The organism is Synechococcus sp. N5, assembly GCF_900473925.1.
Lineage (GTDB): Bacteria > Cyanobacteriota > Cyanobacteriia > PCC-6307 > Cyanobiaceae > Parasynechococcus.
Genome location: NZ_UCNI01000006.1, coordinates 166,656 through 189,486 on the forward strand (window position 1 = coordinate 166,656; position 22,831 = coordinate 189,486).

At 62.9% G+C, this 22,831-nt stretch carries 25 protein-coding genes; 8 read left to right on the forward strand and 17 right to left on the reverse strand.

What is annotated here, in order from left to right; all coding sequences use genetic code 11:
• Window positions 1-3 precede the first annotated feature (3 nt).
• The 6 genes from lysS to DXY03_RS06280 all read right to left on the reverse strand — a co-directional run bounded on the left by lysS (window position 4) and on the right by DXY03_RS06280 (window position 6,042).
• The gene (gene lysS / locus DXY03_RS06255; protein WP_115009651.1) at window positions 4-1,512 is read right to left on the reverse strand and encodes a lysine--tRNA ligase; all 1,509 of its coding nucleotides are present in this window, start codon (window positions 1,510-1,512) and stop codon (window positions 4-6) included.
• Window positions 1,513-1,556: 44 nt separating this feature from the next.
• Window positions 1,557-2,318 (reverse strand): response regulator transcription factor RpaB, encoded by a 762-nt coding sequence (rpaB, locus tag DXY03_RS06260; protein WP_114988045.1) that lies wholly within the window; start codon window positions 2,316-2,318, stop codon window positions 1,557-1,559.
• Window positions 2,319-2,410: 92 nt separating this feature from the next.
• The gene (locus tag DXY03_RS06265) at window positions 2,411-3,718 is read right to left on the reverse strand and encodes an ABC transporter substrate-binding protein (RefSeq protein WP_115009652.1); all 1,308 of its coding nucleotides are present in this window, start codon (window positions 3,716-3,718) and stop codon (window positions 2,411-2,413) included.
• The gene (locus DXY03_RS06270; protein ID WP_115009653.1) at window positions 3,715-4,224 is read right to left on the reverse strand and encodes a rod shape-determining protein MreD; all 510 of its coding nucleotides are present in this window, start codon (window positions 4,222-4,224) and stop codon (window positions 3,715-3,717) included. The genes DXY03_RS06265 and DXY03_RS06270 overlap by 4 nt, the downstream gene beginning before the upstream one ends.
• Before the next feature lie 14 nt (window positions 4,225-4,238).
• A complete protein-coding gene (mreC, locus tag DXY03_RS06275) occupies window positions 4,239-4,985 on the reverse strand; it encodes a rod shape-determining protein MreC (RefSeq protein WP_115009654.1) in 747 nt (248 codons plus the stop codon).
• A 4-nt stretch (window positions 4,986-4,989) separates the two neighbouring features.
• Entirely contained in the window at window positions 4,990-6,042 is a 1,053-nt protein-coding gene (locus DXY03_RS06280; RefSeq protein WP_115009970.1) for a rod shape-determining protein, read from the reverse strand.
• Between the two features lie 142 nt (window positions 6,043-6,184).
• Between DXY03_RS06280 and DXY03_RS06285 the strand changes: the two genes are divergently transcribed.
• Window positions 6,185-6,562 (forward strand): single-stranded DNA-binding protein, encoded by a 378-nt coding sequence (locus DXY03_RS06285; RefSeq protein WP_115009655.1) that lies wholly within the window; start codon window positions 6,185-6,187, stop codon window positions 6,560-6,562.
• A gap of 33 nt (window positions 6,563-6,595) precedes the next feature.
• Here DXY03_RS06285 and DXY03_RS06290 read toward each other — a convergent pair whose 3' ends face one another.
• Both DXY03_RS06290 and ahcY read right to left on the reverse strand, forming a co-directional pair.
• Window positions 6,596-7,255, reverse strand: coding sequence for a DedA family protein (locus tag DXY03_RS06290; RefSeq protein ID WP_115009656.1), 660 nt, complete (start codon window positions 7,253-7,255; stop codon window positions 6,596-6,598).
• A 71-nt stretch (window positions 7,256-7,326) separates the two neighbouring features.
• Complete coding sequence (ahcY, locus tag DXY03_RS06295) at window positions 7,327-8,757, reverse strand: adenosylhomocysteinase (protein ID WP_115009657.1); 1,431 nt, start codon at window positions 8,755-8,757, stop codon at window positions 7,327-7,329.
• Between the two features lie 30 nt (window positions 8,758-8,787).
• Here ahcY and tsaE point away from each other — a divergent pair, with 30 nt between their 5' ends.
• Complete coding sequence (gene tsaE, locus DXY03_RS06300; protein WP_115009971.1) at window positions 8,788-9,279, forward strand: tRNA (adenosine(37)-N6)-threonylcarbamoyltransferase complex ATPase subunit type 1 TsaE; 492 nt, start codon at window positions 8,788-8,790, stop codon at window positions 9,277-9,279.
• On the opposite strand, the gene DXY03_RS06305 is transcribed toward tsaE, so the two are convergent.
• Together DXY03_RS06305 and mutT are read right to left on the reverse strand one after the other, a co-directional pair.
• Window positions 9,246-10,202: a carbohydrate kinase gene (locus tag DXY03_RS06305; RefSeq protein ID WP_115009658.1), complete on the reverse strand. Its 957-nt coding sequence runs from the start codon at window positions 10,200-10,202 to the stop codon at window positions 9,246-9,248. The two genes, tsaE and DXY03_RS06305, sit on opposite strands and share 34 nt — an antisense overlap.
• A 21-nt stretch (window positions 10,203-10,223) precedes the next feature.
• Entirely contained in the window at window positions 10,224-11,351 is a 1,128-nt protein-coding gene (gene mutT / locus DXY03_RS06310) for an 8-oxo-dGTP diphosphatase MutT (RefSeq protein ID WP_115009972.1), read from the reverse strand.
• 92 nt (window positions 11,352-11,443) lie between these two features.
• Here mutT and DXY03_RS06315 point away from each other — a divergent pair, with 92 nt between their 5' ends.
• A complete protein-coding gene (locus DXY03_RS06315) occupies window positions 11,444-12,364 on the forward strand; it encodes an alpha/beta fold hydrolase (RefSeq protein WP_115009659.1) in 921 nt (306 codons plus the stop codon).
• Here DXY03_RS06315 and DXY03_RS06320 read toward each other — a convergent pair.
• Together DXY03_RS06320 and mgtE are read right to left on the reverse strand one after the other, a co-directional pair.
• The gene (locus tag DXY03_RS06320) at window positions 12,349-13,356 is read right to left on the reverse strand and encodes an RpoD/SigA family RNA polymerase sigma factor (RefSeq protein ID WP_115009660.1); all 1,008 of its coding nucleotides are present in this window, start codon (window positions 13,354-13,356) and stop codon (window positions 12,349-12,351) included. The two genes, DXY03_RS06315 and DXY03_RS06320, sit on opposite strands and share 16 nt — an antisense overlap.
• A gap of 54 nt (window positions 13,357-13,410) precedes the next feature.
• Complete coding sequence (mgtE, locus tag DXY03_RS06325) at window positions 13,411-14,871, reverse strand: magnesium transporter (RefSeq protein ID WP_115009661.1); 1,461 nt, start codon at window positions 14,869-14,871, stop codon at window positions 13,411-13,413.
• Window positions 14,872-14,943: 72 nt separating this feature from the next.
• Here mgtE and DXY03_RS06330 point away from each other — a divergent pair, with 72 nt between their 5' ends.
• Window positions 14,944-15,417 (forward strand): glutathione peroxidase, encoded by a 474-nt coding sequence (locus DXY03_RS06330; RefSeq protein ID WP_115009662.1) that lies wholly within the window; start codon window positions 14,944-14,946, stop codon window positions 15,415-15,417.
• Here DXY03_RS06330 and DXY03_RS06335 read toward each other — a convergent pair.
• Genes DXY03_RS06335 through gyrB form a run of 4 tightly spaced genes read right to left on the reverse strand, consistent with a single transcriptional unit; the run spans window position 15,383 to window position 18,437 of the window.
• Window positions 15,383-15,781 carry a CrcB family protein gene (locus DXY03_RS06335; RefSeq protein ID WP_115009663.1) on the reverse strand — a complete coding sequence of 133 codons (399 nt, stop codon included), beginning with the start codon at window positions 15,779-15,781 and terminating at the stop codon, window positions 15,383-15,385. The two genes, DXY03_RS06330 and DXY03_RS06335, sit on opposite strands and share 35 nt — an antisense overlap.
• Complete coding sequence (locus DXY03_RS06340) at window positions 15,774-16,154, reverse strand: CrcB family protein (protein ID WP_115009664.1); 381 nt, start codon at window positions 16,152-16,154, stop codon at window positions 15,774-15,776. Before DXY03_RS06340 ends, DXY03_RS06335 begins: the two co-directional genes overlap by 8 nt.
• Window positions 16,135-16,470, reverse strand: coding sequence for an SH3 domain-containing protein (locus DXY03_RS06345; protein ID WP_115009665.1), 336 nt, complete (start codon window positions 16,468-16,470; stop codon window positions 16,135-16,137). Before DXY03_RS06345 ends, DXY03_RS06340 begins: the two co-directional genes overlap by 20 nt.
• Window positions 16,470-18,437 (reverse strand): DNA topoisomerase (ATP-hydrolyzing) subunit B, encoded by a 1,968-nt coding sequence (gene gyrB / locus DXY03_RS06350; protein WP_115009666.1) that lies wholly within the window; start codon window positions 18,435-18,437, stop codon window positions 16,470-16,472. Before gyrB ends, DXY03_RS06345 begins: the two co-directional genes overlap by 1 nt.
• 153 nt (window positions 18,438-18,590) lie before the next feature.
• On the opposite strand from gyrB, the gene miaA reads away from it, so the two are divergent.
• Window positions 18,591-19,490: a tRNA (adenosine(37)-N6)-dimethylallyltransferase MiaA gene (gene miaA, locus DXY03_RS06355; protein WP_115009667.1), complete on the forward strand. Its 900-nt coding sequence runs from the start codon at window positions 18,591-18,593 to the stop codon at window positions 19,488-19,490.
• Window positions 19,491-19,547: 57 nt separating this feature from the next.
• Window positions 19,548-20,201, forward strand: coding sequence for a translation initiation factor IF-3 (gene infC, locus DXY03_RS06360; protein ID WP_011363124.1), 654 nt, complete (start codon window positions 19,548-19,550; stop codon window positions 20,199-20,201).
• On the opposite strand, the gene DXY03_RS06365 is transcribed toward infC, so the two are convergent.
• Complete coding sequence (locus DXY03_RS06365; protein WP_371637701.1) at window positions 20,198-20,821, reverse strand: dienelactone hydrolase family protein; 624 nt, start codon at window positions 20,819-20,821, stop codon at window positions 20,198-20,200. The genes infC and DXY03_RS06365 overlap by 4 nt on opposite strands.
• A 216-nt stretch (window positions 20,822-21,037) precedes the next feature.
• Between DXY03_RS06365 and DXY03_RS06370 the strand changes: the two genes are divergently transcribed.
• Together DXY03_RS06370 and cysE are read left to right on the forward strand one after the other, a co-directional pair.
• Entirely contained in the window at window positions 21,038-22,039 is a 1,002-nt protein-coding gene (locus DXY03_RS06370) for a GntR family transcriptional regulator (RefSeq protein WP_115009668.1), read from the forward strand.
• Window positions 22,040-22,047: 8 nt separating this feature from the next.
• A complete protein-coding gene (gene cysE / locus DXY03_RS06375) occupies window positions 22,048-22,794 on the forward strand; it encodes a serine O-acetyltransferase (RefSeq protein WP_115009669.1) in 747 nt (248 codons plus the stop codon).
• Window positions 22,795-22,831 lie beyond the last annotated feature (37 nt).

The window sequence follows — 22,831 nt, forward strand, 5'->3', positions numbered from 1 at the left end:
CCATTATTCCACTGAGGGTGGTTCTCCCTTACGGGACTCCGGCCGCAGCAGCGGGAAGGCAATCACGTCACGAATCGAAGGGCTGTCGGTGAGCAGCATCACCAGCCGGTCGATGCCGATCCCCAAACCTCCGGTGGGGGGCATGCCCACCTCCAGAGCCGTGACGAAATCCTCGTCCAACCCCTGGGCCTCCAAATCACCCGCCGCCTTGCGCGCCTGCTGAGCCTCCAGGCGCTGGCGTTGGTCCACGGGATCAGTGAGCTCACTGAAGGCATTGGCGTGCTCACGGCCGACGATGAACAATTCAAAGCGTTCCACCAAGCCGGGCTTGCTGCGATGGGGCCGGGCCAGGGGCGAAATCTCCACCGGGTAATCGGTGACGAAGGTGGGCTGAATCAAGGTTGTCTCCACCGCTTGCTCAAAGGCCTCATTGAGCAGACGGCCCACCGAGTCGGCCAGATCAGGCGCATGCAGGCCCTCGGCGGTCATCGCCGCAGCCGCCTCCTCGCGGCTGCTGAAGCTGTTGAAATCAAGCCCCGTTGCGTCCTGCACGAGCTCATGCATCGTGGCGCGCCGCCACGGCGGCGCCAGATCGATCTCGGTGCCCTGGTAGGTGATGGTGGTCGACCCGCAGACCTCCTGGCACACCGCGCTGACCATCTGCTCGGTGAGCTCCATCATCCCGAGGTAATCGCTGTAAGCCTGATAGATCTCCACCGAGGTGAACTCGGGGTTATGGCGGGTGCTGACCCCTTCATTGCGGAAGATCCGGCCCAGCTCATACACCCGCTCAAAGCCACCCACCACCAGGCGCTTCAGGTGCAACTCGGTGGCAATCCGGAGGGTGAGGGGCAGGTCGAGAGCGTTGTGGTGGGTCTCGAACGGCCGGGCGTCAGCGCCACCGGGTTCGCTCTGCAACACGGGAGTCTCGATCTCGAGAAAGTCCCGCTGATCGAGCCAGCGGCGAATGCCGCTCACCAGGCGGGCCCGGCGCCGGAAGGTCTCCCGGCTGTCGGGGGAGACAACCAGATCCAGATAGCGCTGGCGGTAGCGCTTCTCCACGTCAGCCAATCCATGCCACTTGTCGGGAAGGGGCTGCAGCGCCTTGGTGAGCATGCGCCAGTCGCTCACTTTCACCGACAGCTCGCCGCGGTCGGTGCGACGCAGGGTGCCGCTCACCCCAACCCAGTCGCCGCTGTCCACCAGTGAGGTGATCTGTTTGAACCAGCCCTCCTGCTGGGCCTCCAGACCAGCCTTCTCCAGGAACAGCTGGATGGAGCCCGTCTCATCGGCCAGGGTGAAAAAGGCCAGCTTTCCCATCACCCGGCGGGTCATCACCCGTCCGGCCACAGAAACGCTGACGTCCCGCTCTTCACCCTTGGGCAGATCGGCATGGGTCTCCTGCAGCTCGGCCATGCGATGGCTGGAGCTGAAGGTGAGGGCATAGGGTCCCTGCCCCAGCTCTTCCAATGTCTTGGCCTTTTCCAGACGGGTATCGCGCAGCTCAGACACAGCAGCAGGTCAGTCGAGCGCCATCCTGCCCGCCCGCGGGTTGATCAACCGGCAGCAGAGGCCTCGCCCATGCGCTGGGAGGCATAACCAATGCCTCGCACCGTGAGGATCAACTCTGGATTGCGAGGGTCAGGCTCCAGTTTTCCGCGCAAACGCGCCACATAGACATCCACAACCCGCAGATCGGCTGCACGGCGAGGGGGATAACCCCAGAGCTGCTCGAGAATTTCGGCCCGAGGCACCACATGACCGGGGTCGCGGAACAGCAACTCCAGCAGGCTGAACTCCGTGTAGGTGAGGTTGATGCGCTCGGATCCACGGGTGACCTGGCGTCGGTTGGTGTCCACCACCAGATCACCGAGCCGTAGAACGCCTTGCCCTGTAGGCAATTCGCGGCTTTCAACAACCGCGTTGCCCCGGCCCACGCGGCGCAGAATCGTGGCGATGCGTGCCTCGAGTTCCTTGGGGCTGAAGGGCTTGGGCAGGTAGTCGTCAGCACCCAGATCCAGACCGGCCACCCGCTCGGAGATCGCTTCCACCGCGGAGAGGAAAATGATCGGTACGCAGGATTCGGCCCGCAGGCGGCGGCAGACGGCAAAGCCATCCAGCTTTGGCAGCATCACGTCGAGCACCACCAGGTCGGGAGACTCGTTGTGGAACATTTCCAGGGCCTGTTCACCGTCCTCAGCGCAGATGACGCGGTAGCCCGACAACTGCAGGCGCATCACCAGAACGCGCCGAACTGCAGCCTCATCATCAACGACAAGAATGGTCGCTTTCGGTTGTGAGGGCAGGTCGCCCGTCATCCGAATCAAACCCTTAACGAGCTGCAACCTTACTGGTCAGGGCCTGGACACCGACACAAACACCCTGGCGCGCAGCCGGTTTACCGATTGTTTTAAGAATTGCCGGCGACCTCAGGCCAGCGCGAACGGGCGTAACGGTTCCATTCCGACGCCGCAGCTGTTACGGCCTGCTCAGGGCTGATCTGGGCCAACATCGCCCGCTGCATCTGGGTGTAGAGGATCTTCTGCAGGCGCTTGATCCCCGGCAGCGCCGGCACCAACACCCGGGCCCGGTCCAACGTGCTGGCCGACAACAAACTGGCCCGGCGAATCTGACGCTCCGCGGTGGTCGCGGGCTCCTCCTGCTCCAACGCCTCACGCACCCGAGCCAAGGCCTCCAACGACGACGGCAGCACCCGAGCCTCAGCAGCGAAGCGCGCCTGTTGATCGGCATTGGTCAGAAACAGCGCCAGATCCACGGCCTCTCGGGCGCGACGGCTCTGACGCGGCACCGCCAGAGTCATCAAGGCCACATTGGCTGTGCCATCGGCGCCGGTCACCGGGGGATGGGGCTCCGTCACCGCGGCCACCCCTGGCGCATTGGTCTGAATGCTGCGCAGGAATTCTGCGCCCGTGGCTGCCAGGGCCAGATCACCACTCTGGAACAACTCGATCGCCCGGCGTTGCCCCTGACTCACCACCTCCCGGGGCAACAGCCCCTCCCGGTAGAGATCACTCCAGAAACGAAAGGCCCGGAGCCCAGCAGGACTATCGAAGGCGGCCCTGCGTTGGGAATCCAGCAGGGTCACTCCCATCTGCACCAGGGTTTCCAAAAGCTCGGCCGAGTCGTCCGGAACGGTGGTGAGAAACAGGCCGTAACGGCCCGTGCGCTCGCGGATCCGGCGGGCGAATGCCGGCACCTGCTCCCAGCGGCTGGGCGGAGCAGCGATGCCGGCTTGATCCAACAGCGCACGATTCACCAAACTCAGCCGCACCGTGAGGTACCAGGGCAGAGCGATCTGCCCGGCATCGGGGTCACGGCAGGCTTGCCACACCGAGGGCAGATAGCGACCAGCGGCATCAGCCGGCAACAGCGAGGTCAAGTCGGCCAGTCCTCCCTTGCTGGCCAGATTGGCTGCGAAGGGCGGATTGAGGTTCACCACATCCGGGGCCGTGCGCGCAAACACCGCCGCCAGCAACTTGCGTTCCACAGACCCCCAGGGCAGATCCGTCCAACGCACGGGCGCATCGGGATGGAGGCCGCCCCAGGCCCCCAGAACATCGGCGAAATAGGGGTTGAACTTGGGAGCCAACTGCAGGGTCCACAACTCCAGAGCCCTGGTCTGTGGGGTCCTCGGGCCGCAAGCCGCCAACCCCATGGCCGCTGTCCCCAGCAGCAGATCCCGACGCGTCAACCTCATGAGGGAACCCTCCTGCGCCAGAGCAGCAGCTGCAACGACACCAACACCGGCGCCAGCAAACCCGTCACCAGGGCCTGGCACCAGAGGGTCTGCAGGCCCCAGCTCCGGGTGAGGGGATCCAACACTCCGCCTTGACGCCACCAGAGCTGAAGGATCAACGACAAACCAAGACCCACGGACCCAAGCCAGGCCAACAAACCCAGATTCAGGCTGCGTTGGATCGGGGCTGCACGCCGCCCCAGCCGTCCCCACCACCAGCCAAGCAGCAGCAGCGCCGGCACCTGACTGACACCACCCAGATTGAGACCATCCAGCACCAGCCCCAAAGCCACACCCGACAACGCCCCCGACACCGGACCATCCACGAGAGCCCAGGGCAACAGCCAGAGCACAGCCCAGGCGGGACCAACCCCATCGATAGCCAACCAAGGCGGCGATGCCAGGGCCAGAAAGGGCACCATCAATGCCGAGGCCACACAGATCGGTTGTCGGTGCAGACGCGTCATGTCATTGATTCATCTCAACGGGTCTGCACCTGCACCCAGTCGATCGCCTCCGGTGCTGCGATCAACTGCACCACCGCTACCGGTGCAGGAACAGCCTGTTCATCCACCGACTGGATCACCCCCACCGGCACGTTGGGGGGCAACAGGGTGCTTGCCGGGGACGTGGCCACCAGGTCCCCAGGCCGCACGTCGGGGTCCTTGTCGATGAAACGAAGCGACAGACGGCTGTTGCCGCGGCCCACCAGCAACCCATGGCGGCGGCTGCGGGGCAGCCAGACGCCGATTTCATGGCCCGGGGCGGTGAGCAACTTCACCCGCGCCGTGGCGGGGGTGACACTGTCGATGCGACCCACCAAACCGCCGGGGCCAAGAACCGCATCGCTCCGACCGATGCCCTGCAGCGAGCCCTTGCCCAGTTGCAATTGCTGCCACCATCCCCGCGACGAGCGGGAAATCACAGCAGCCGAAACGTTTCCTTGCGCTGATCCTTGTTGCTTGAGCTCCAGCAGAGCGCGCAAGCGCCGGTTGTCCTCTTCCAGAAGCTGTAGGCGAGAGCGCTCCTCCAAATCCACTGCAGCCATGACCCATTCCCGCTGGGCAGACCCAGGCCAGAACGGACGGCTGAGCAGGGCATAGGCATCGGTGAAACCAGCACCCTTGCTGAGACGCACCACCAAAAGCCCGGCCACAAGCAGCAGCCAGGGGGTGAGTTGCCCCAATCCGCGCCAGCGGCTCTTGCCGGGACGGAGCGTCGGGGCCATGACTTCAGACGCCTGCCGCGGCGCGGACGAATTCCGGGGTGTCGACCACCCGCTGCAGGCGTTTCCAGTCCTCCAGCACCTGACCACATCCGTTCACCACACAGAGCAGAGGGTCTTCGGCGATGTGCACAAAGATGCCGGTCTCGTGGCTGATCAGGTCGCTGATGCCCCGCACCAACGCACCACCGCCAGCCAGCATGATGCCGCGATCCACGATGTCGGCCGCCAACTCAGGGGGTGTGCGCTCCAGGGTGCGTTTCACCGCTTCGACAATCACGTTGAGTGGCTCCGCAATCGCTTCCCGCAGATCACCGGCCTTGAGATTGATGGTGCGCGGCAAGCCGGAGAGCAGGTGCAGACCGCGCACATCCATGGACTGCTGATCGAACTCGTCGTCGGGGAAGGCGGAGCCGATGCGGATCTTGATCTCTTCGGCCGTGCGCTCGCCCACCACCATGTTGTGCACCTTTTTGAGGTAAACACTGATGGAGTCACTGATCTCATCGCCAGCAACGCGGACGGATTCACTCAGCACCGTTCCGCCCAGGCTCAACACCGCCACCTCAGTGGTGCCACCACCGATGTCGACAATCATTGTTCCAACTGGCTCAGTGACCGGGAGGCCTGCGCCGATGGCGGCTGCCACCGGCTCATCAATCAGATGAACTTCACGGGCCCCAGCCATGCCCGCTTCACGGACTGCGCGACGCTCCACACCAGTGACGCCACTGGGGATGCCCACCACTAAACGAGGGGCCATGATGCCGCGGCCCTCATTGCCCTTGGTGATGAAGGTTTTGAGCATTTGCTCAGCGGCATCGAAATCCGCGATCACCCCATCACGCAGCGGACGAACGGCCCGGATGTTCCCAGGGGTGCGGCCGAGCATCAACTTGGCTTCATCGCCCACAGCCATGGTGGTGCCACGCTCGAGATCAAGAGCCACCACGGAGGGCTCCTGCAGCACGATTCCCCGGCCGGAGACGTAGATCAGGGTGTTAGCGGTGCCCAGGTCGATGCCGATGTCGCGCGACAGCTGGAAACGACGAAAGAGCACAGACACCGCAATTAAGACCGCCGGATCATAGGGGCGTTCCCAGCGGTTGCCTGTTACACCCAGCGGCTTGGGTGGAACTCCTTAAAAGCAGTCACCCAATCGGTGCCGCATCATGAATCCAAATTCAGGAGATGAATTGTCTATGGGCGTTAATTCCGTCACCCTCGTCGGCCGTGCCGGCCGCGATCCCGAAGTGCGTTACTTCGAGTCCGGCAGCATGGTGGCCAACCTCACCATGGCGGTGAACCGTCGCAGCCGCGACGACGAACCCGACTGGTTCAACCTCGAGATCTGGGGCAAGCAGGCCCAGGTTGCCGCGGACTACGTGAAGAAGGGCTCCTTGCTCGGCATCATCGGCAGCTTCAAGCTGGATCGCTGGACCGACCGTGCCAGCGGCGAAGACCGCAGCAAGCCCGTGGTCCGTGTGGATCGACTCGAACTGCTCGGCTCCAAACGGGACAACCAGGAGGCTGCCGGCAGCTTCGGCGGCCAGGCCTCTGATGAGGACATCCCCTTCTGAGCCCCAGGCCTGAAGAAGCCCAAGCGCCGGTGCTCAGTCGGAGGACTGACTCCGGCGCCAGATGCGCAGACCCAACCAGATCGCACCGGCCAGCACCGCCACCACCAACAACACCTTTACAGCCTTGGAAACAGGGTCAATCCAGAGCTCAACGTTGCTGTAGCCCTCTCCGAGCACCATGCCGGCCACGGTGAGCAAGGCCGTCCAGATCATGCTGCCAGCGGTGGTCCAGACCAGAAACGGCGCCATCGGCATCATTTCGATGCCCGCTGGCACGGAGATCAGGGTGCGAATGCCAGGCACCAGACGCCCCCAGAACACCAGGGCGGTGCCGTAGCGGCTGAACCAACGGCGGCTGCGGGCCAACTCATCGGCACTGATGCCGATCCAGCGCCCGTGGCGCTGGAGCCAGGCTTCGATGCGTTCCTCGTTGATCAAGCGACCAATCCCGTACCAGGGCAGGGCACCGAGCACCGTGCCCAGCAAACCAGCCAGCACCACGGGCACCAGATCCAGCTGACCCTGCTGCACATAAAAGCCCCCGAGGGGCATGATCAGCTCGGACGGAATCGGCGGGAACAGATTCTCAAGAAACATCGCCGCGAAGATCGCGGTGTAACCCAGCCACTGGTTCGCCTCCACCGCCTGGCCGATCAACTCCGGCAGTTGTGTGATCAGATCAGAAAGCCCCATGGAGACTGCGCTTGATCGCGCAAGTCTTCCATGGGGCCGTAAGGATCAGGTTCCGATCCGCTGGATCATGATCAGTAGCGGTAGTGGTCGGGCTTGTAGGGACCTTCCACGGGCACATTGATGTAGTCGGCCTGGTCTTTGCTGAGCTCGGTGAGCTTGGCCCCGATGCGACCGAGGTGCAGGCGAGCCACCATCTCATCGAGGTGCTTGGGCAGCACGTACACCTCCTTGGCGTACTCATCGCCCTTGGTGAACAGCTCGATCTGAGCCAGAACCTGGTTGGTGAAGGAGTTGCTCATCACAAAGCTGGGGTGACCGGTGGCGCAGCCCAGGTTCACCAGGCGGCCTTCCGCCAGCAGGATGATCTTGTTGCCGCTGGGCAGGGTGATGTGATCCACCTGCGGCTTGATGTTCTCCCACTCGTAGCTCTTGAGGGAGGCGACGTCGATCTCGTTGTCGAAGTGACCGATGTTGCAGACGATGGCCTCGTCCTTCATCTTCTCGAGGTGCTCGTTGCGGATCACCTGGAAGTTGCCGGTGGCGGTGACGAAGATGTCCATCTCCTCAACCACGTCCTCAAGACGCACCACGCGGTAACCCTCCATGGCGGCCTGGAGGGCGCAGATCGGATCCACTTCAGCAATGCAGACGGTGGCACCGAGACCACGCAGGGACTGGGCTGACCCCTTGCCCACATCGCCGTAGCCGATCACCAGGGCCTGCTTGCCGGCCACCATCACGTCGGTGGCGCGCTTGATACTGTCCACCAGGGACTCGCGGCAGCCGTAGAGGTTGTCGAATTTGCTCTTGGTGACCGAGTCGTTGACGTTGATGGCGGGGAAGGGCAGCTCACCGCTCTTCTGCATCTTGTAGAGACGGGCCACACCGGTGGTGGTCTCCTCTGTCACGCCCTGGATCTGAGCCTTGGTGCGCGAATAAAAACTGGGGTCCTGAGCCAGCTTCTTCTTGATCGAAGCGAACAGGAAAGTCTCCTCTTCGTTGCCGGGGTTGTCGAGAACCGTGATGTCCTGCTCGGCCTTGCTACCCAGCATCACCAGGCCGGTGGCATCGCCACCGTCATCCAGGATCATGTTGGGGGAACCGCCGTCACCCCACTCAAGAATGCGATGGGTGTAATCCCAGTACTCCTCAAGGGTTTCACCTTTGACGGCGAACACAGGGATGCCCTGGGCGGCGATCGCCGCAGCAGCGTGATCCTGGGTGGAGAAGATGTTGCAGGAGGCCCAGCGCACTTCGGCGCCCAACTCCACCAGGGTCTCGATCAGAACCGCAGTCTGAATCGTCATGTGCAGGGAGCCGGCGATGCGGGCGCCCTTGAGAGGCTTCTCGCTGCCGTATTTCTCGCGCAACGCCATCAGACCGGGCATCTCGGTCTCGGCGATGTCGAGTTCCTTGCGGCCGAAATCGGCCTGATTGATGTCGGCAATGACGCAATCAACGCCGAGCTTCAGCTCAGCCGGGGACGTGGGCGCTGCCACCATGGTTTCGGTGCTCCCTAATAAATCGTGGAGTTGAATCTCTGCAGAGACGCCGAGGCTTCGGGCTCGCTTGAGCCGGACTCTACAGGGCATGTCTGGGCTCTTGAGACCCTTGAGACGACCCGGGCCCTGGGCCGATTGCTGGCGCGCGAGCTTCCGACTGGAGCAATTCTCCTGTTGAGCGGGCCCCTTGGCGCCGGCAAAACATCATTGGTGCAGGGCCTGGCCGAGGGCCTCGGGATCAGCGAGGCGATTACCAGCCCCACTTTTGCCCTGGCCCAGCACTACCCCCAGGGGGAACCACAGCTGGTGCACCTTGATCTCTATCGCCTGGAGCAACCGGCCTCCGCCGATGAACTGTTTCTTCAGGAGGAGGAGGAAGCCAGCGCCACCGGGGCGTTGATGGCCGTGGAATGGCCAGAACGGCTGGGGCTCGATCTGGCCGAGGCCTGGCACCTGGAGCTTCGCCATCAAGACGAAGGACGGCTCGCTCAGCTCACCTCTCCAAGAAAGGCCTCCACCTGAGCCTGCGTGGGCTGAGGATCAATGCCACCGGCCCCGCCGCAGACCAAAGCACCACAGGCGGCAGCAAAACGGATGCGCTCCTGGGGCGCGGCGGCCCAGCGGTGCAACAGCCCAGCCGTGAAGGCATCACCAGCACCGGTGGTGTCGACGACACTGGGGGGCTGAAAGGCAACCTGCTGGCCAGAGTCGTCAGCCAATTGCCAGCGCACCGGGGCCGCGCCATCGGTCACCACCACATCCGGCCGCTGGGTCAAGGCCTGCTGGATCGCACCGGGATCGTCGGTGTTGAACAACCAGAGCGCTTCCTCCCGCGCCAGCTTGATCAGGGCCGCCTGGTCCAGGAGCGGTTGAATCGCAGCCTTCGCCGCAGCCGACGGACCCGCCGCGGGATCAGCGGTGGCATCCCAGAACGTGGGACGCCAATTCACATCAAGGGCAATCGCCGTGCCTTGGCTGCTGGCCTGGCGCACGGCCGACAACAAAGCCGAAGCCGACGTTGGTGCTGCCAACAGAAGGGTGCCAATCAACAACCATCGGGCCGGGGGTAGGGCAACCGGCTCCAACACCTGGTCGGCAAAGCCGGCCCCCTGATCTCCGTCAAAGCCCTGAAACTGTCGTTCCCCATCCCGCGCACGGCGCACCAGCACGATGCGACTTGGACGCTCGGCATCCCGCTGCAGGAGCGAGGTGTCGACACCACGCTCAGCAAACAACATGGAAAAGGCTTCACCGATGGCGTCCTGCCCCAGTCGACCGGCAAAGGCCACGGGGGTCTCCAGGCGGGCCAGGCCAGAGGCCACATTCGCTGGCGCACCGCCCAGACGATCGTCCACCGGCTGATCGACCACCGGGTCACCTCCCGGTGGGCCGAGCCGGTCAATCAGGGCTTCCCCAAGACAGACGACAACGGGAGCGAGTGCCATCCGGTTGCAGCAGAACCTTCCCTAAGGGTGAGCAGAGCTTTCCAACTTGCCAAGCAACGCCTCAATGATCCGAGCATTGGCGGCCGGAAAGGCGTAGTTCCCCAAGTCATCCGGTCGCACCCAACGCACCTGTTGGCTGGCAAGGGGCTGCGGCTCCCCCGATGTCCAGTCGCAGAGATGCACCACGAAGCGAAGTTTCTTGTGGCTGTAGGCGTGATCAACGGTGATCATTTCATCGCCAACCGTCACCGCAATGCCGAGCTCTTCAGAGAGCTCACGGGCAATGCAATTTTCAATGGTTTCGCCCTGCTCCTGTTTGCCACCGGGGAACTCCCACATCCCCCCCAACAGGCCTTCCTCCAGGCGCTGGTCGATCAACACCTCCCCTGCCGCATTGAGCACGACCCCCACACCAATCACCTGGAAGGGCAGGGGCTTAGGGGCATCGGTCACGGGCCAGCGGCAGGGATCGCCGGAAGCGTAGGCAGCACAGTGGGATTGCCAGGGGCAGCGGTGGCAGTCCGCCTGGCGGGGGGTGCAAAGCGTGGCCCCCAGATCCATCAAGGCCTGGTTGGTGTCACGAGGCCGCAGCGAATCAAGCAGGGCCTCGCTCCAGCTCCAGAACAGGGCATCGTCGCGGGCCGGCGGGCACGGATGCGCCGTCAAGCGCGCCAGCACCCGTTTGACGTTGCCATCCAGGATCGGCAACGGTGCATTGAAGGCACTGGAGAGAATGCTGCCGGCGGTGGTGCGGCCGATCCCCGGCAAAGCCATCCAGCCCTCGAGACTGCGGGGCCACGGTCGACCTACCAGCTGCTGCGCCGCCTCATGCAGCCGACGGGCCCGCGAGTAATAGCCCAACCCCTGCCACTGCAACCGCACCTCATCCAGAGACGCCGCGGCCAGGCTCTCGACAGAGGGAAACGCCTCCATCCAACGCGTCCAGTAGGGGAGAGCCACGGCCAACTGGGTCTGCTGCAGCATCACCTCGGCAATCCAGATGCCGTAGGGATCGAGATCCTGCTCCGGCGCTGGACGTGCGCCGCCAGGCAACTGCTTCCAGGGGATGCCGCCGCGGCCATGCCGCTCCCACCAAGCCAGCAAGGCTGCCGATAGAACAGCAGTTTCGGCCTCGGTCAACGCATCCATGGGTTCGCGATTGGCATCAGAACAAGGCCCGAGCAACGACCGTCATCCAAGTGATTCCCTCGCCAGGATGCACGGGCGCAACAAACCAAGGCGTGAGCCCAAGCCACAACCTCTGGAGCTGGAACGAGCGATCAATCGGTTGGAGCCTGATGGGCGACCCCAATGCCGAAGAGGCCATGCTGCTGATTCATGGGTTCGGGGCCAACACCAACCATTGGCGCTTCAACCAACCGGTGCTGGCCGAACTGCTGCCCACCTACGCCATCGATCTGCTCGGTTTCGGGCGCAGCGATCAGCCTCGGGCTCGCTTGAAGGACGAGTCCGTTTCAGCGGATGCCGTTCATTACGGCTTTGATCTATGGGGCCAACAGGTGGCTGACTTCTGCCGCCAAGTCATCGATCGCCCGGTGCGACTGGTGGGCAACTCGATCGGTGGGGTCGTTGCCCTACGGGCCGCACAACTGCTGGGGGAACGATGCCGGGGCGTGGTGCTGATCGACTGCGCCCAGCGCTTGATGGACGACAAGCAACTGTCCACCCAACCCGCCTGGATGGCCTGGATCCGACCGTTGCTCAAGACGATGGTGCGGCAGCGCTGGCTCAGCACCGCGCTGTTCCGCAATGCGGCACGGCCCGGCGTGATCCGCAGTGTGTTGAAGCAGGCCTATCCCAGTGGCGCCAACATCGACGACGACCTGGTGGATCTGCTGTTTCAACCGACCCAACGCCGAGGTGCGGCTGAGGCCTTTCGCGGCTTCATCAACCTGTTTGACGACTATCTCGCCCCACAGTTAATGGCGGGGATGTCGTCCCCCGTGGACCTGATCTGGGGTGAGCAGGATCCCTGGGAGCCAGTCGCAGAAGCGGAGCGATGGGCACAGACATTGGACTGCATTCAGTCCTTTTCACTGATTCACAACGCGGGCCATTGCCCCCACGACGAAGCACCGGATCAGGTGAATCCGGTGCTTCAGCAGCTGATCAACGCAAGATCAAGTCAACAGGCGACATAGGCCTCCACCTGATCACTCACCCGGCGCAGACCGGCCAGGCCATCACGCTCAAGGTTACGAACACGGTCGCGGCTCATGCCCAGGATCCGACCGATGCCGGTGAGGCTCATGGGGTCTTCCCCATCCATGCCGTAACGCATGCGCAACACTTGCTCCTGAAGGTGAGGCAACTGGCCCAGGAGGCTGCGCAGGTCGCCCTTCAAGCAATCTTCTTCCACCTGATCGCTGGGCAGATCGCCATCGCCGGAGAGCAGTTCCAACAATTCGGTGTCGTCGCCATCACCCACCTTCATCTCCAGGCTCACGGGCTGACGGGCACGGCACATCAGATCTTTGACGTCGTCTTCTGGCAGCTCAACGAACTCGGCCAGCTCGGTGACGGTGGGCGTGCGGCCAAGCTCCTGGCTCAGCTCCCGCTGACCTTTTTTGAGCTTGTTCAGCATCTCGGTGATGTGGATCGGCAGCCGGATCGTGCGGCTCTTCTCCGCGATGGCCCGCGTGATGCCCTGGCGGATCCACCAATAGGCATAGGTGGAAAACTTGTAGCCCCGGGTGGGATCAAACTTCTCCACACCACGTACCAGACCAATGGTGCCTTCCTGGATCAAATCCAGGAGTTCCATGTTCCGCTTGGTGTACTTCTTGGCCACGCTCACCACAAGTCGGAGATTGGCCGCCACCATGCGCTCCTTGGCGCGACGGCCGTGCTGCAGCTTGCGCTTGAGCTTCATGGACGAAAGCCCTGAGGCCTTGGCCAGCTGGTCAAGACTGGGCTTTTCACCCGCCTTGCTCTGCAGCTCCGACTCGAGCGATTCCAGATCCATCAACTCCTGAACCTGTCGGCCCAGGGTGATCTCCTGCTCATGGGTCAGCAGCGGAACACGGCCGATGTCCCGCAGATAAGAGCGAACCAGATCAACGTCTGCCGTAACGGCCTTTGCCGCCTTTACAGCTGTTTTGGGTTTGGAAGCAGCGGTCGCAGCCGGAGCCATAGGGCTCTTCTTTGAGTTATGTGAAGAGTACTCCTAAGAAACGTAAACAGGCTCTCAGAAAAAGCCGAAGACAAAGAAATGGGTAGAAATACCTGTGGCTTGCACCAGCTGCGGCAGGTGTACCAGCAGCCATCCCGCCGTCTTCAGGTAGATCAGCGTTCCCGCCACATCCGTGCAGGTGGTGATGAAGGGCGTCGACATCAACGCCGGATCCAGACCCATGCGGTCGAAAAGCAACGGAAACGCGGCACCGGCCGTAGCCGCCAGGGTGGTGATCGCCAGCAGGCTCATCCCCACCGAGAGGCCCACCAGTGCGCTTTCGCCGCGCCACCAGGCAAAGGGAACCACCAGCAGCATCATCAACACCCCCAGCAACGCCCCCGCCATGGCTTCGCGGCCAATGGCCCTCAAGGGGCCAAGGCTGGAGATGCTCTGGGTGCTCAAACCACGGATCACCACCGTGGAGCTTTGGGCCCCCACGTTGCCGCCGGTGCCACCAAGCAAAGGAATGAACGCTGCCAGCAACACCACCTGCTGCAGCACGTCTTCATTGGCGGCGATCACCTCTGAGGTGAAGAAGCTGGCCAGCACCAGCACCGCCAGCCACACCACGCGGCGGCGAGCGACGGTGAACAGATTGCTGCTGAAGTAGTCGTCGTCATCGCCGGCCTGAACAGCGCCAGCGGCGTAGAGATCACGGGTGGCCTCCTGCTCGATCACGTCGATCACGTCATCCACGGTGACGATGCCCACGAGACGCTGTTCCAGATCCACCACGGGAACGGCCAGGAAGTCGTAGCGCTGAATCGTGCGCGCCACCTTCTCCTGGTCGGTGTCAGTGCTGACGCTGAGCACCTCCTCAGTCATCACATCGCCGATGCGGGCCTGGGGGTCTGCTGTGACCAGATCTCGCAGCGAGAGGATCCCTGTAAGGCGTCGTTCGGCGTCCGTCACGTAGAGGGAATAAATCGTCTCGGTGTCGCGAGCACGCCGCCGCACGATCTCCAGCGCCACTGCGGCGGTCTGGTTTTCCTTGAAGGCGATGTATTCGGTCGTCATCAAGCGACCGGCCGTTTCGGAGCGGTAACCCAGCAACTCAGCCGTCACCTTGCGTTCATCCGGACTGAGCTCGCTCAGCAGCTGCCGCACCACCTTGGCCGGTAACTCCTCAAACAATCGGGCGCGATCATCCGGCGACATCTCCTCCATCACCTCCCGCATCTCGCCAGATCGCAGCAGGCTCAGCAAGCTTTGCTGGGTGGCGGTGTCGAGGTACTCGTAGACACTGATGGCTTCGTCCTTGCTGAGCAGGCGAAAGGCAATCGCCTGCAGGTTGGCCGGAAGACTGCCGATCGCCTCGGCGATGTCCACCGGCTGCACCGGTTCCAACAGCAGTTTCACGGCGTCGTAATTGCCCGCCTGAAGCATCGCGGCGAGCTCCTGGGAGACCGCTTCGGCCAGCAAGTCGGGTTCCACGCTCACGCCAGCACTGCTCAGCCCCGATGCCTCCGTCATGCCCCTCCGGCCGGGAGCCCAGTGTATGGCCGTTGGAGCCGGTTAACCTCTGCGCTCCATCCCTGTTTCTCCATGGCGATCAGCGTCAGCGCCGTCTCTGTCACCACCCCTGACGGCAGCAGCAAATCCCTGGGCGACTACGCCGGCAAGGTGCTGCTGATCGTGAACGTGGCCAGCCGCTGTGGCTTCACCAAGCAATACGCGGGTTTGCAGGCTCTGAACGAGGCCTACGCCGCCAAGGGCCTGGCAGTGCTGGGTTTCCCCTGCAACGACTTCGGCGCCCAGGAGCCCGGCACCCTCGACGAGATCAAGAGTTTCTGCTCCACCACTTACGGCGCCGACTTCGAACTGTTCGAGAAAGTGCACGCCAAGGGGGGCACCACCGAGCCCTACACAACCCTCAACCAGATGGATCCCGCCGGTGATGTGGAGTGGAACTTCGAGAAATTCCTGGTGGGCAAGGACGGCACCGTGATAGCCCGCTTCAAGAGCGGCGTCACCCCTGAAGACCTCAAATCGGCGATTGAGGCGGCGCTGGCGGCTTGAGCCGTCGCCCCAGGCTGAACCCCAGGGCTGCGGCACCCAGCCCCAGCCCGAGGGTCAGCCCAATCAAGCCCAATGCGGCGGCCCAGTCACCGGAACTCAGGTGCTTCATGGCCGCCAGCATCCAGCTGCTGAAGGTGGTGAGCGAGCCGCAGAAGCCAATGCCCAGCAGCAACTGTCGCCTTGGGGCGGCGGGGAGCCCAGCCAGCAAGCCCAAGAGGGCAGCCCCCAGAACATTCACCAGCAGGTTCTGGTCCCCCAGATGAAGGGCCAATTGCCAGCGCAGCAGCGCTCCGGGAACAGCGCCCACGCCAACAAGCAGCAACTCCTGCAGTTCCAGTTGCAGGCTTGGTTTGGTCTCAGGCATGGGTCCCCAATCCGTAACCCAAAGCAGAGGCCAGCAAACCAGCCCCGATCGAGGCCAGCGCCAGCACCACAGCAGTGAGCGCCTGGCCAGCCCGCAGCTCGTTCAGCAGCTCCACGGCAAAGGTGGAAAAGGTGCTGAGGCTGCCGAAAAAACCCACCCCCATCAGCAAGGTAATGCCGGTGCTGGAGGCACAGGTTTCATTGAGGGCCAGCACCAGGCCCAGGGCGAAACAGGCCATCACATTCACGATGAAGGTGCCCCAGTGCTTCTTGGGCACCATCGGCTGAAAGTGATTCACCACCTTCAAACGCAGCCAGGCTCCGGGGATCGCCCCCAGACCCACCAAAACCGCCTCAGACGCGGAGCCAGCCACGGTGTTGCTCTCCAGAGAGGGTTTGCACGTGCAGCCAGTCCTTGCCATCGGCGGAAGACCAACGCCGAAGTAACCGTAGAGAGGATCCCGCCTTGAGGGTGCTCAGCCGCGGGGCCACGGCCAGTGGACTTAGCCGAAGGGGCTGATCGGAACTGGTGTGCAACGGCCCGGAGGCCGCGCGACGACGGGGTTGCGGTTGACGCCGGTCGGCACCACCGGCCGGCAGGGCAGCTGGAGCCATTAACGCCACTCCCAGCAGCCAACTCCAACGAAGAACACTGCTTGTCGAAACAGTCCCTGTTCGATCAGCCCTCATCAAATATCGAGGGCTGCCATGTCCAACTCGGCGCTGTGGGTTTCGATGAATTCCCGGCGCGGAGCCACCTTGTCACCCATCAGAATCGTGAAGATGCGATCGGCCTCGAGGGCATCTTCGATCTCCACCCGCTTCATCGTGCGGGTTGTGGGATCCATGGTGGTTTCCCAGAGCTGCTTGGGCATCATTTCGCCAAGACCCTTGAAGCGCTGGATCGTGTAATTGGCCTTCTCGCCGAAGCCCTCCAGGGTCTTCTGCAGATCGCCCTCGTTGTAGCAATAGGTGTGGTTCTTGCCGCGCTCAACTTTGTAGAGCGGCGGGCAGGCGATGTAGATGTAGCCGCCCTCCACAAGCTCCTTCTGGTAGCGATAGAAGAAGGTGAGCAGCAGGGTGCGGATGTGGGCGCCGTCCACGTCGGCGTCGGTCATGATCACGACCCGGTGGTAACGGAGGTTCTTCACGTCGAAGTCCTCACCCTTAATCCCCAGGCCCAGGGCGGTGATTAGGGCCTGGATCTCCGTGTTCTTGTAGATCTTGGCGTCGTCGGTCTTTTCGATGTTGAGGATCTTGCCCCGCAGCGGCAGGATCGCCTGGAAGCGACGGTCGCGGCCCTGCTTGGCGGAGCCACCAGCGGAGTCGCCCTCCACGATGTAAATCTCAGATTCGCCGGGATCGCGGGAGCTGCAGTCAGCCAGTTTTCCGGGCAGGGTTGAACTCTCCAGAACGCTCTTGCGCCGCACCAGTTCGCGGGCCCGGCGGGCGGCTTCAGCGGCATTGAAGGCCTGGATCGCCTTCTCCAGGATCAGGCTGATCACGGAGGGATTGAACTCGAGGAACTGGCTGAGGGCTTCACCCACCAGGTTGTCGACAATGCCGCGCACCTCGGTGTTGCCGAGCTTGGTCTTGGTTTGACCCTCAAATTCCGGTTCCGGCACCTTCACCGAGAGCACCGCCGTCAGGCCTTCCCGGATGTTCTCCCCCGCCAGGTTGGAATCGGATTCCTTGCGTTTGCCCAGCTTCTTGGCGAAGGCATTGAGGGTGCGGGTCAAGACCGTCTTGAGACCTTCGATGTGGGTGCCGCCATCCACGGTGCGGATGTTGTTGGCGAAGCCGAGGATGCTGTCGGAGTAGGCATCGGAGCACCACTGCAGAGCTGCCTCCACCTGAACACCGTCCTTCTCGGAATTCACATAGATGATGTCCGGATGGAGGGCGTCCTTCTCCTTGTTCATGTAGGCGACGTATTCCTTGATGCCGCCTTCGTAGAAGTAGGTCTCCTCATGGGGGTTCCCCTCTTCGTCCCGGGCCGACTCCCGCTCATCGCGGAACACGATTCGCACGCCGCCGTTGAGGTAGGCCAGCTCCCTCAGACGGGCCGAAAGGGTGGCGTAGTCGAAGACGATGCCGCCGGTGAAGATTTCAAGATCAGGCTTGAAGCAGACGGTGGTGCCGGTCTCCCCGGACTCCGACGCAGGTTGGGACTCCGACGCCAGTCCCCCGATGGCCGCGCCGCGCTCAAAACGCTGGCGATGCACCTGGCCCTGACGGCGCACCGTCACCTGCACCCATTCGCTAAGGGCGTTCACCACCGAGACGCCAACGCCGTGAAGACCGCCGGACACCTTGTAACCACCGGCGCCAAACTTGCCGCCGGCATGCAACACGGTGAGCACCGTCTCCAGGGCGCTCTTGCCGGTGCGGGGGTGCACATCAGTGGGAATGCCGCGGCCGTTGTCGCTCACGGAGGCGGAGCCGTCTTCACCGAGGACCACAACAATGCGGTCACAATGGCCCGCCAGGGCTTCATCAACCGAGTTATCAACAACTTCGTACACCAGATGGTGCAAGCCCCGCGGCCCGGTGGAGCCGATGTACATGCCGGGGCGCTTGCGTACGGGCTCAAGCCCCTCTAGCACCTGAATCTGCTCGGCGCCGTAGGCGTTCTGGACCTTGGAAGCGTCGCTCATGCAAAAAGTCTCAAGCCAGGAAACCGGGTCATGGGCGGGCGCAACGGCTCTAAACCTCGACCTGACAATGTCAATCTACCACCGGCTGTCTATAGAGGCTTGCAGAGGCCTCTCAGCGCCCATTCCACGCCGGGCTGCACCCCCCTCACCCCTTTGAACAGCTCCCACCCCCTGGTGATCACCCTGCTCGGGCCCACCGCCAGCGGCAAGACCGCCCTGGCGCTGGACATCGCCGAACAGCTGGATCTACCGGTGATCAACGTGGATTCGCGCCAGCTCTACAAGGAGATGGATCTGGGCACCGCCAAGCCGACGGCGGAACAGCAAGCACGGGTACCGCACCATCTGCTCGACCTGCGCACCCCAGACGAGCCAATCACCCTTCAGGAGTTCCAGGCGGAAGCCAATCCCTGCATCAACCGTGAGCTGGAGCAGCGGGGCGTCGCCCTGCTTGTGGGCGGCAGCGGCCTATATCTGAAGGCCCTCACGAGCGGACTTCAGCCTCCAGCGGTGCCCCCACAGCCGCAGCTGCGCCGGCAACTCACGGGCCTAGGCCAAAGCATCTGCCACCCACTGCTGCAACGCGCCGACCCCGAGGCCGCCGCCAAGATCGCCCCGGCCGATGCCGTGCGCACCCAACGCGCCCTGGAGGTGCTCTACGCCTCCGGGCAACCGATGAGCCGCCAGGCCACAGCGACGCCGCCGCCCTGGCGGGTGCTGGAACTGGGCCTCAACCCCGCCAACCTGCGCCAGCGCATCCAACAACGAACCGAAAAGCTGTACCGGGAGGGTTTGGTTGAGGAGACCCGGCACTTGAGCGAGCGCTACGGCGCCGATCTTCCTCTGCTTCAAACCATTGGCTACGGCGAAGCGCTGCAGGTGATCGCCGGCAGCCTGACGACAGCAAAAGCAGTGCAAATCACCAGCCAACGCACCCGCCAGTTCGCAAAACGCCAACGCACCTGGTTCCGGCGTCAGCACAACCCCAACTGGCTGCCTGACCAGGCAACGGTGACGGATGCGATGACGTTGATCGAGCAACATCTAAGGTGAAGGATGCAGACGTTGTATCCACCGAAGTTGTCTGCACCTGTCCCCGTCACCACCTGAATGCCCCCACGTCCCCGTTTTGACCGTCGTGCCCCGGTTCGGGAGCTGCCCAACATCAACGACCGGATCAATTACCCCCAGTTGAGGGTGGTCGACTCAGACGGCGCTCAGCTGGGCGTGATCAGCCGGGAAGAAGCCCTGGATGTGGCCCGTGATCGGGAACTGGATCTGGTTCTGGTGAGCGAGAAGGCCGATCCGCCGGTGTGCCGGATCATGGACTACGGCAAGTTCAAGTTCGAACAGGAAAAGAAAGCCAAAGAGGCCAAGAAAAAGTCGCACCAGACCGAAGTTAAAGAGGTCAAGATGCGCTACAAGATCGACCAACACGATTACGACGTGCGGATCGGTCAAGCCCAGCGCTTCCTCAAGGCGGGCGACAAGGTGAAGTGCACCGTGATCTTCCGCGGCCGTGAGATTCAGCACACGGCGCTGGCGGAAACACTGCTGCGGCGGATGGCCAAAGATCTCGAGGAAAAGGCCGAGATCCAGCAGGCGCCCAAGCGGGAGGGCCGCAACATGATCATGTTCCTAACACCACGTAAAACTCCGCTGGTGAAGAAAGAGGAAAAGGAGCAAGCCGCCAACAAGGCCGTTCGCACCATCCCGGCTCCGCCACGCCCTACCGCCGCCAAAGTGGCCAGCCCCCAGGGCTAGACCACAAGGTCATCACCCAGCAGCAAGCGCCATCCCTGGGCTGAGGCCTGGGGATTGCAACTGCTGCGCGCTTCGCACATGAAGCCGTGGTCGGCACCGGCGTACTCCACAAAACGCAAGTGCTGGCAAGCGGGATCAACCTTGCTCAGGGCAACCCTTGTCGCTTCGCGATCCTCGAGAGGGATCAGTGGATCAGCCATGCCGAAGACACAGGTGAGCCACGCCTTGATTTCAGGCAGCAGGGCCAACGAGGGTTCACCACCACCAGGCCGCATTCGGCTCACACCGGCACCGTAAAAATCAAAGGCCGCCACCACACCGGGCAACGTGGCCGACAGGAACGCAGCATGGCCCCCGAAGCAAAAGCCCACCACGTGAATGGCAGCTGCCGGGTGACGAGTTCGCAACCAGTCCAACGCGGCAGCAACATCAGAGAGGATCTGCTCGGTGGTGGTGGCGTCCTTGTGGCGGCGACCTTCGGCCAGATCAGACGGTTCATAGGCCAACTCCAAAGCCGGGGCCGTTCGGGCAAACAAGGGCAGCGCCGGACAGCCATGGGCGGCCAGGCGATCCGCCACGCTGCGCACCCAGGCATTCACGCTGAACAACTCAGGCAGCACGATATAAACACGGTTTGTAGACGATTTCGCGTCAATATCGTCTCTACAAGTCAGCGGGGCTGCCCACCAACAACGCAAACCAACGGGTCCATTCAGGACTTCGACCCAAGCACCCCTGAGGAATCAGAAGTTTCCATAACTGCATAGGACACACCCCCAATTGTCACCAGGCAATTCGCTCCGTATGGTGGCCGCATTCAGACCTGTCCCAACGGCGTGCGATTTCATATCCAGCAGGAAAGCGATATTCCGGCGTCGACGCAGCTCTACAACCAGATCTGTTTTGCCATCGCTGCGCGGCATTACCCGCCGGGGCATCGCTTGCCCAGCACCCGGCAGCTGGCGATGCAAACGGGATTGCACCGCAACACGATCAGCAAGGTCTACCGCCAGCTAGAGACCGATGGCGTCGTGGAAGCCATGGCAGGGTCCGGCATCTACGTGCGCGACCAGCAGAAACCACGGGAAATCAAAACACCGCCACACGTCCGCAACCGTGGCGTCACCGACCTCGACAGGGAAGTGAGGAAATGCATCGACGGCCTGCTGAATGCGGGCTGCACACTTCAACAAACTCGCGAGCTGCTGACCCGGGAGATCGACTGGCGACTGCGCTGCGGCGCGCGCGTGCTGGTAAGCACGCCGCGGGAAGACATCGGCGCCTCGATGTTGATCGCCGAGGAGCTAGAGCCCTGCCTGGATGTGCCGGTGGAGGTGGTGCCGTTGGAGGAGCTGGAAAGCGTGCTGGAAAACTCCAGCAACGGCACGGTGGTGACCAGCCGTTATTTCCTCCAACCGGTGGAGGCGCTGGCCAAGAAACACAGCGTCCGCGCCGTGGCCGTTGACCTCAACGACTTCCGCCAGGAACTGACCATGCTCAAGGAGTTGCGCCCTGGCAGCTGTGTGGGCCTGGTGAGCATCAGCCCGGGCATCCTGCGAGCTGCAGAAGTGATCTTGCACTCAATGCGCGGCAACGAGTTGCTTCTGATGACCGCCACTCCCGATGTAGGCAGCCGCCTGCTTGCCCTGCTGCGAGCCTCGAGCCATGTGCTCTGTGATCGCCCCAGCTTGCCCTTGGTGGAGCAGACCCTGCGCCAGAACCGCTCCCAACTGATGCGCATGCCCCAGGTGCACTGCGCCGAGAGCTACCTCAGCACCGATACGATCGACTTACTCCGCAAGGAGATTGGTCTGCAGACTCCGGCCGCCGCCAGCTAATACCTGCGATGTTTGATCACATCCGTGCTGACCTCGCGATTATTCGCGAGCGTGATCCGGCTGCCCGTGGCTGGCTGGAAATTCTGTGCTGCTACCCAGGCTTTCAGGCCATCAGCCTGCATCGGATCAGCCATCGCCTGTGGACATGCCGTCTGCCTCTGAAGCTGGTTGCGCGCTGCCTCAGTCAAATCAGTCGCACCCTCACCGGCATCGAAATCCACCCCGGTGCACGCATCGGCCACAGCGTGTTCATTGACCACGGCATGGGGGTGGTGATCGGCGAAACCGCCGAAATCGGCAACCGTTGCCTGCTGTACCAGGGGGTCACTCTGGGGGGCACCGGCAAGGAGCACGGCAAACGCCACCCCACCCTTGCCGAAAACGTAGTGGTGGGAGCAGGCGCCAAAGTTCTGGGAGCCATCACGATCGGGACCAACACGCGAATCGGCGCTGGCTCCGTGGTGGTGCGCAACGTGGAGAGCGACTGCACCGTTGTGGGCATCCCAGGCCGGGTGATCCACCAGAGCGGCGTGCGAATCAACCCCCTGGCCCACTCCGCTCTGCCGGACGCCGAGGCCAACGTGATCCGCAACCTGATGGAACGGATCGACCACCTTGAGAACACGGTGACGAACCTCAAGCGCTGCCTACAGGAAGTGGCCGCCGGTCGGCAGCTCCTAGAAGAATGCTCGGGTGAAGCCCAGAACCTCAAAGATCGAGAAATCTTGGAATTCCTGGGAGATAGCACTAGATAAAGAGCTCACACCTGGCCGATTTAATTAACTTTACGGA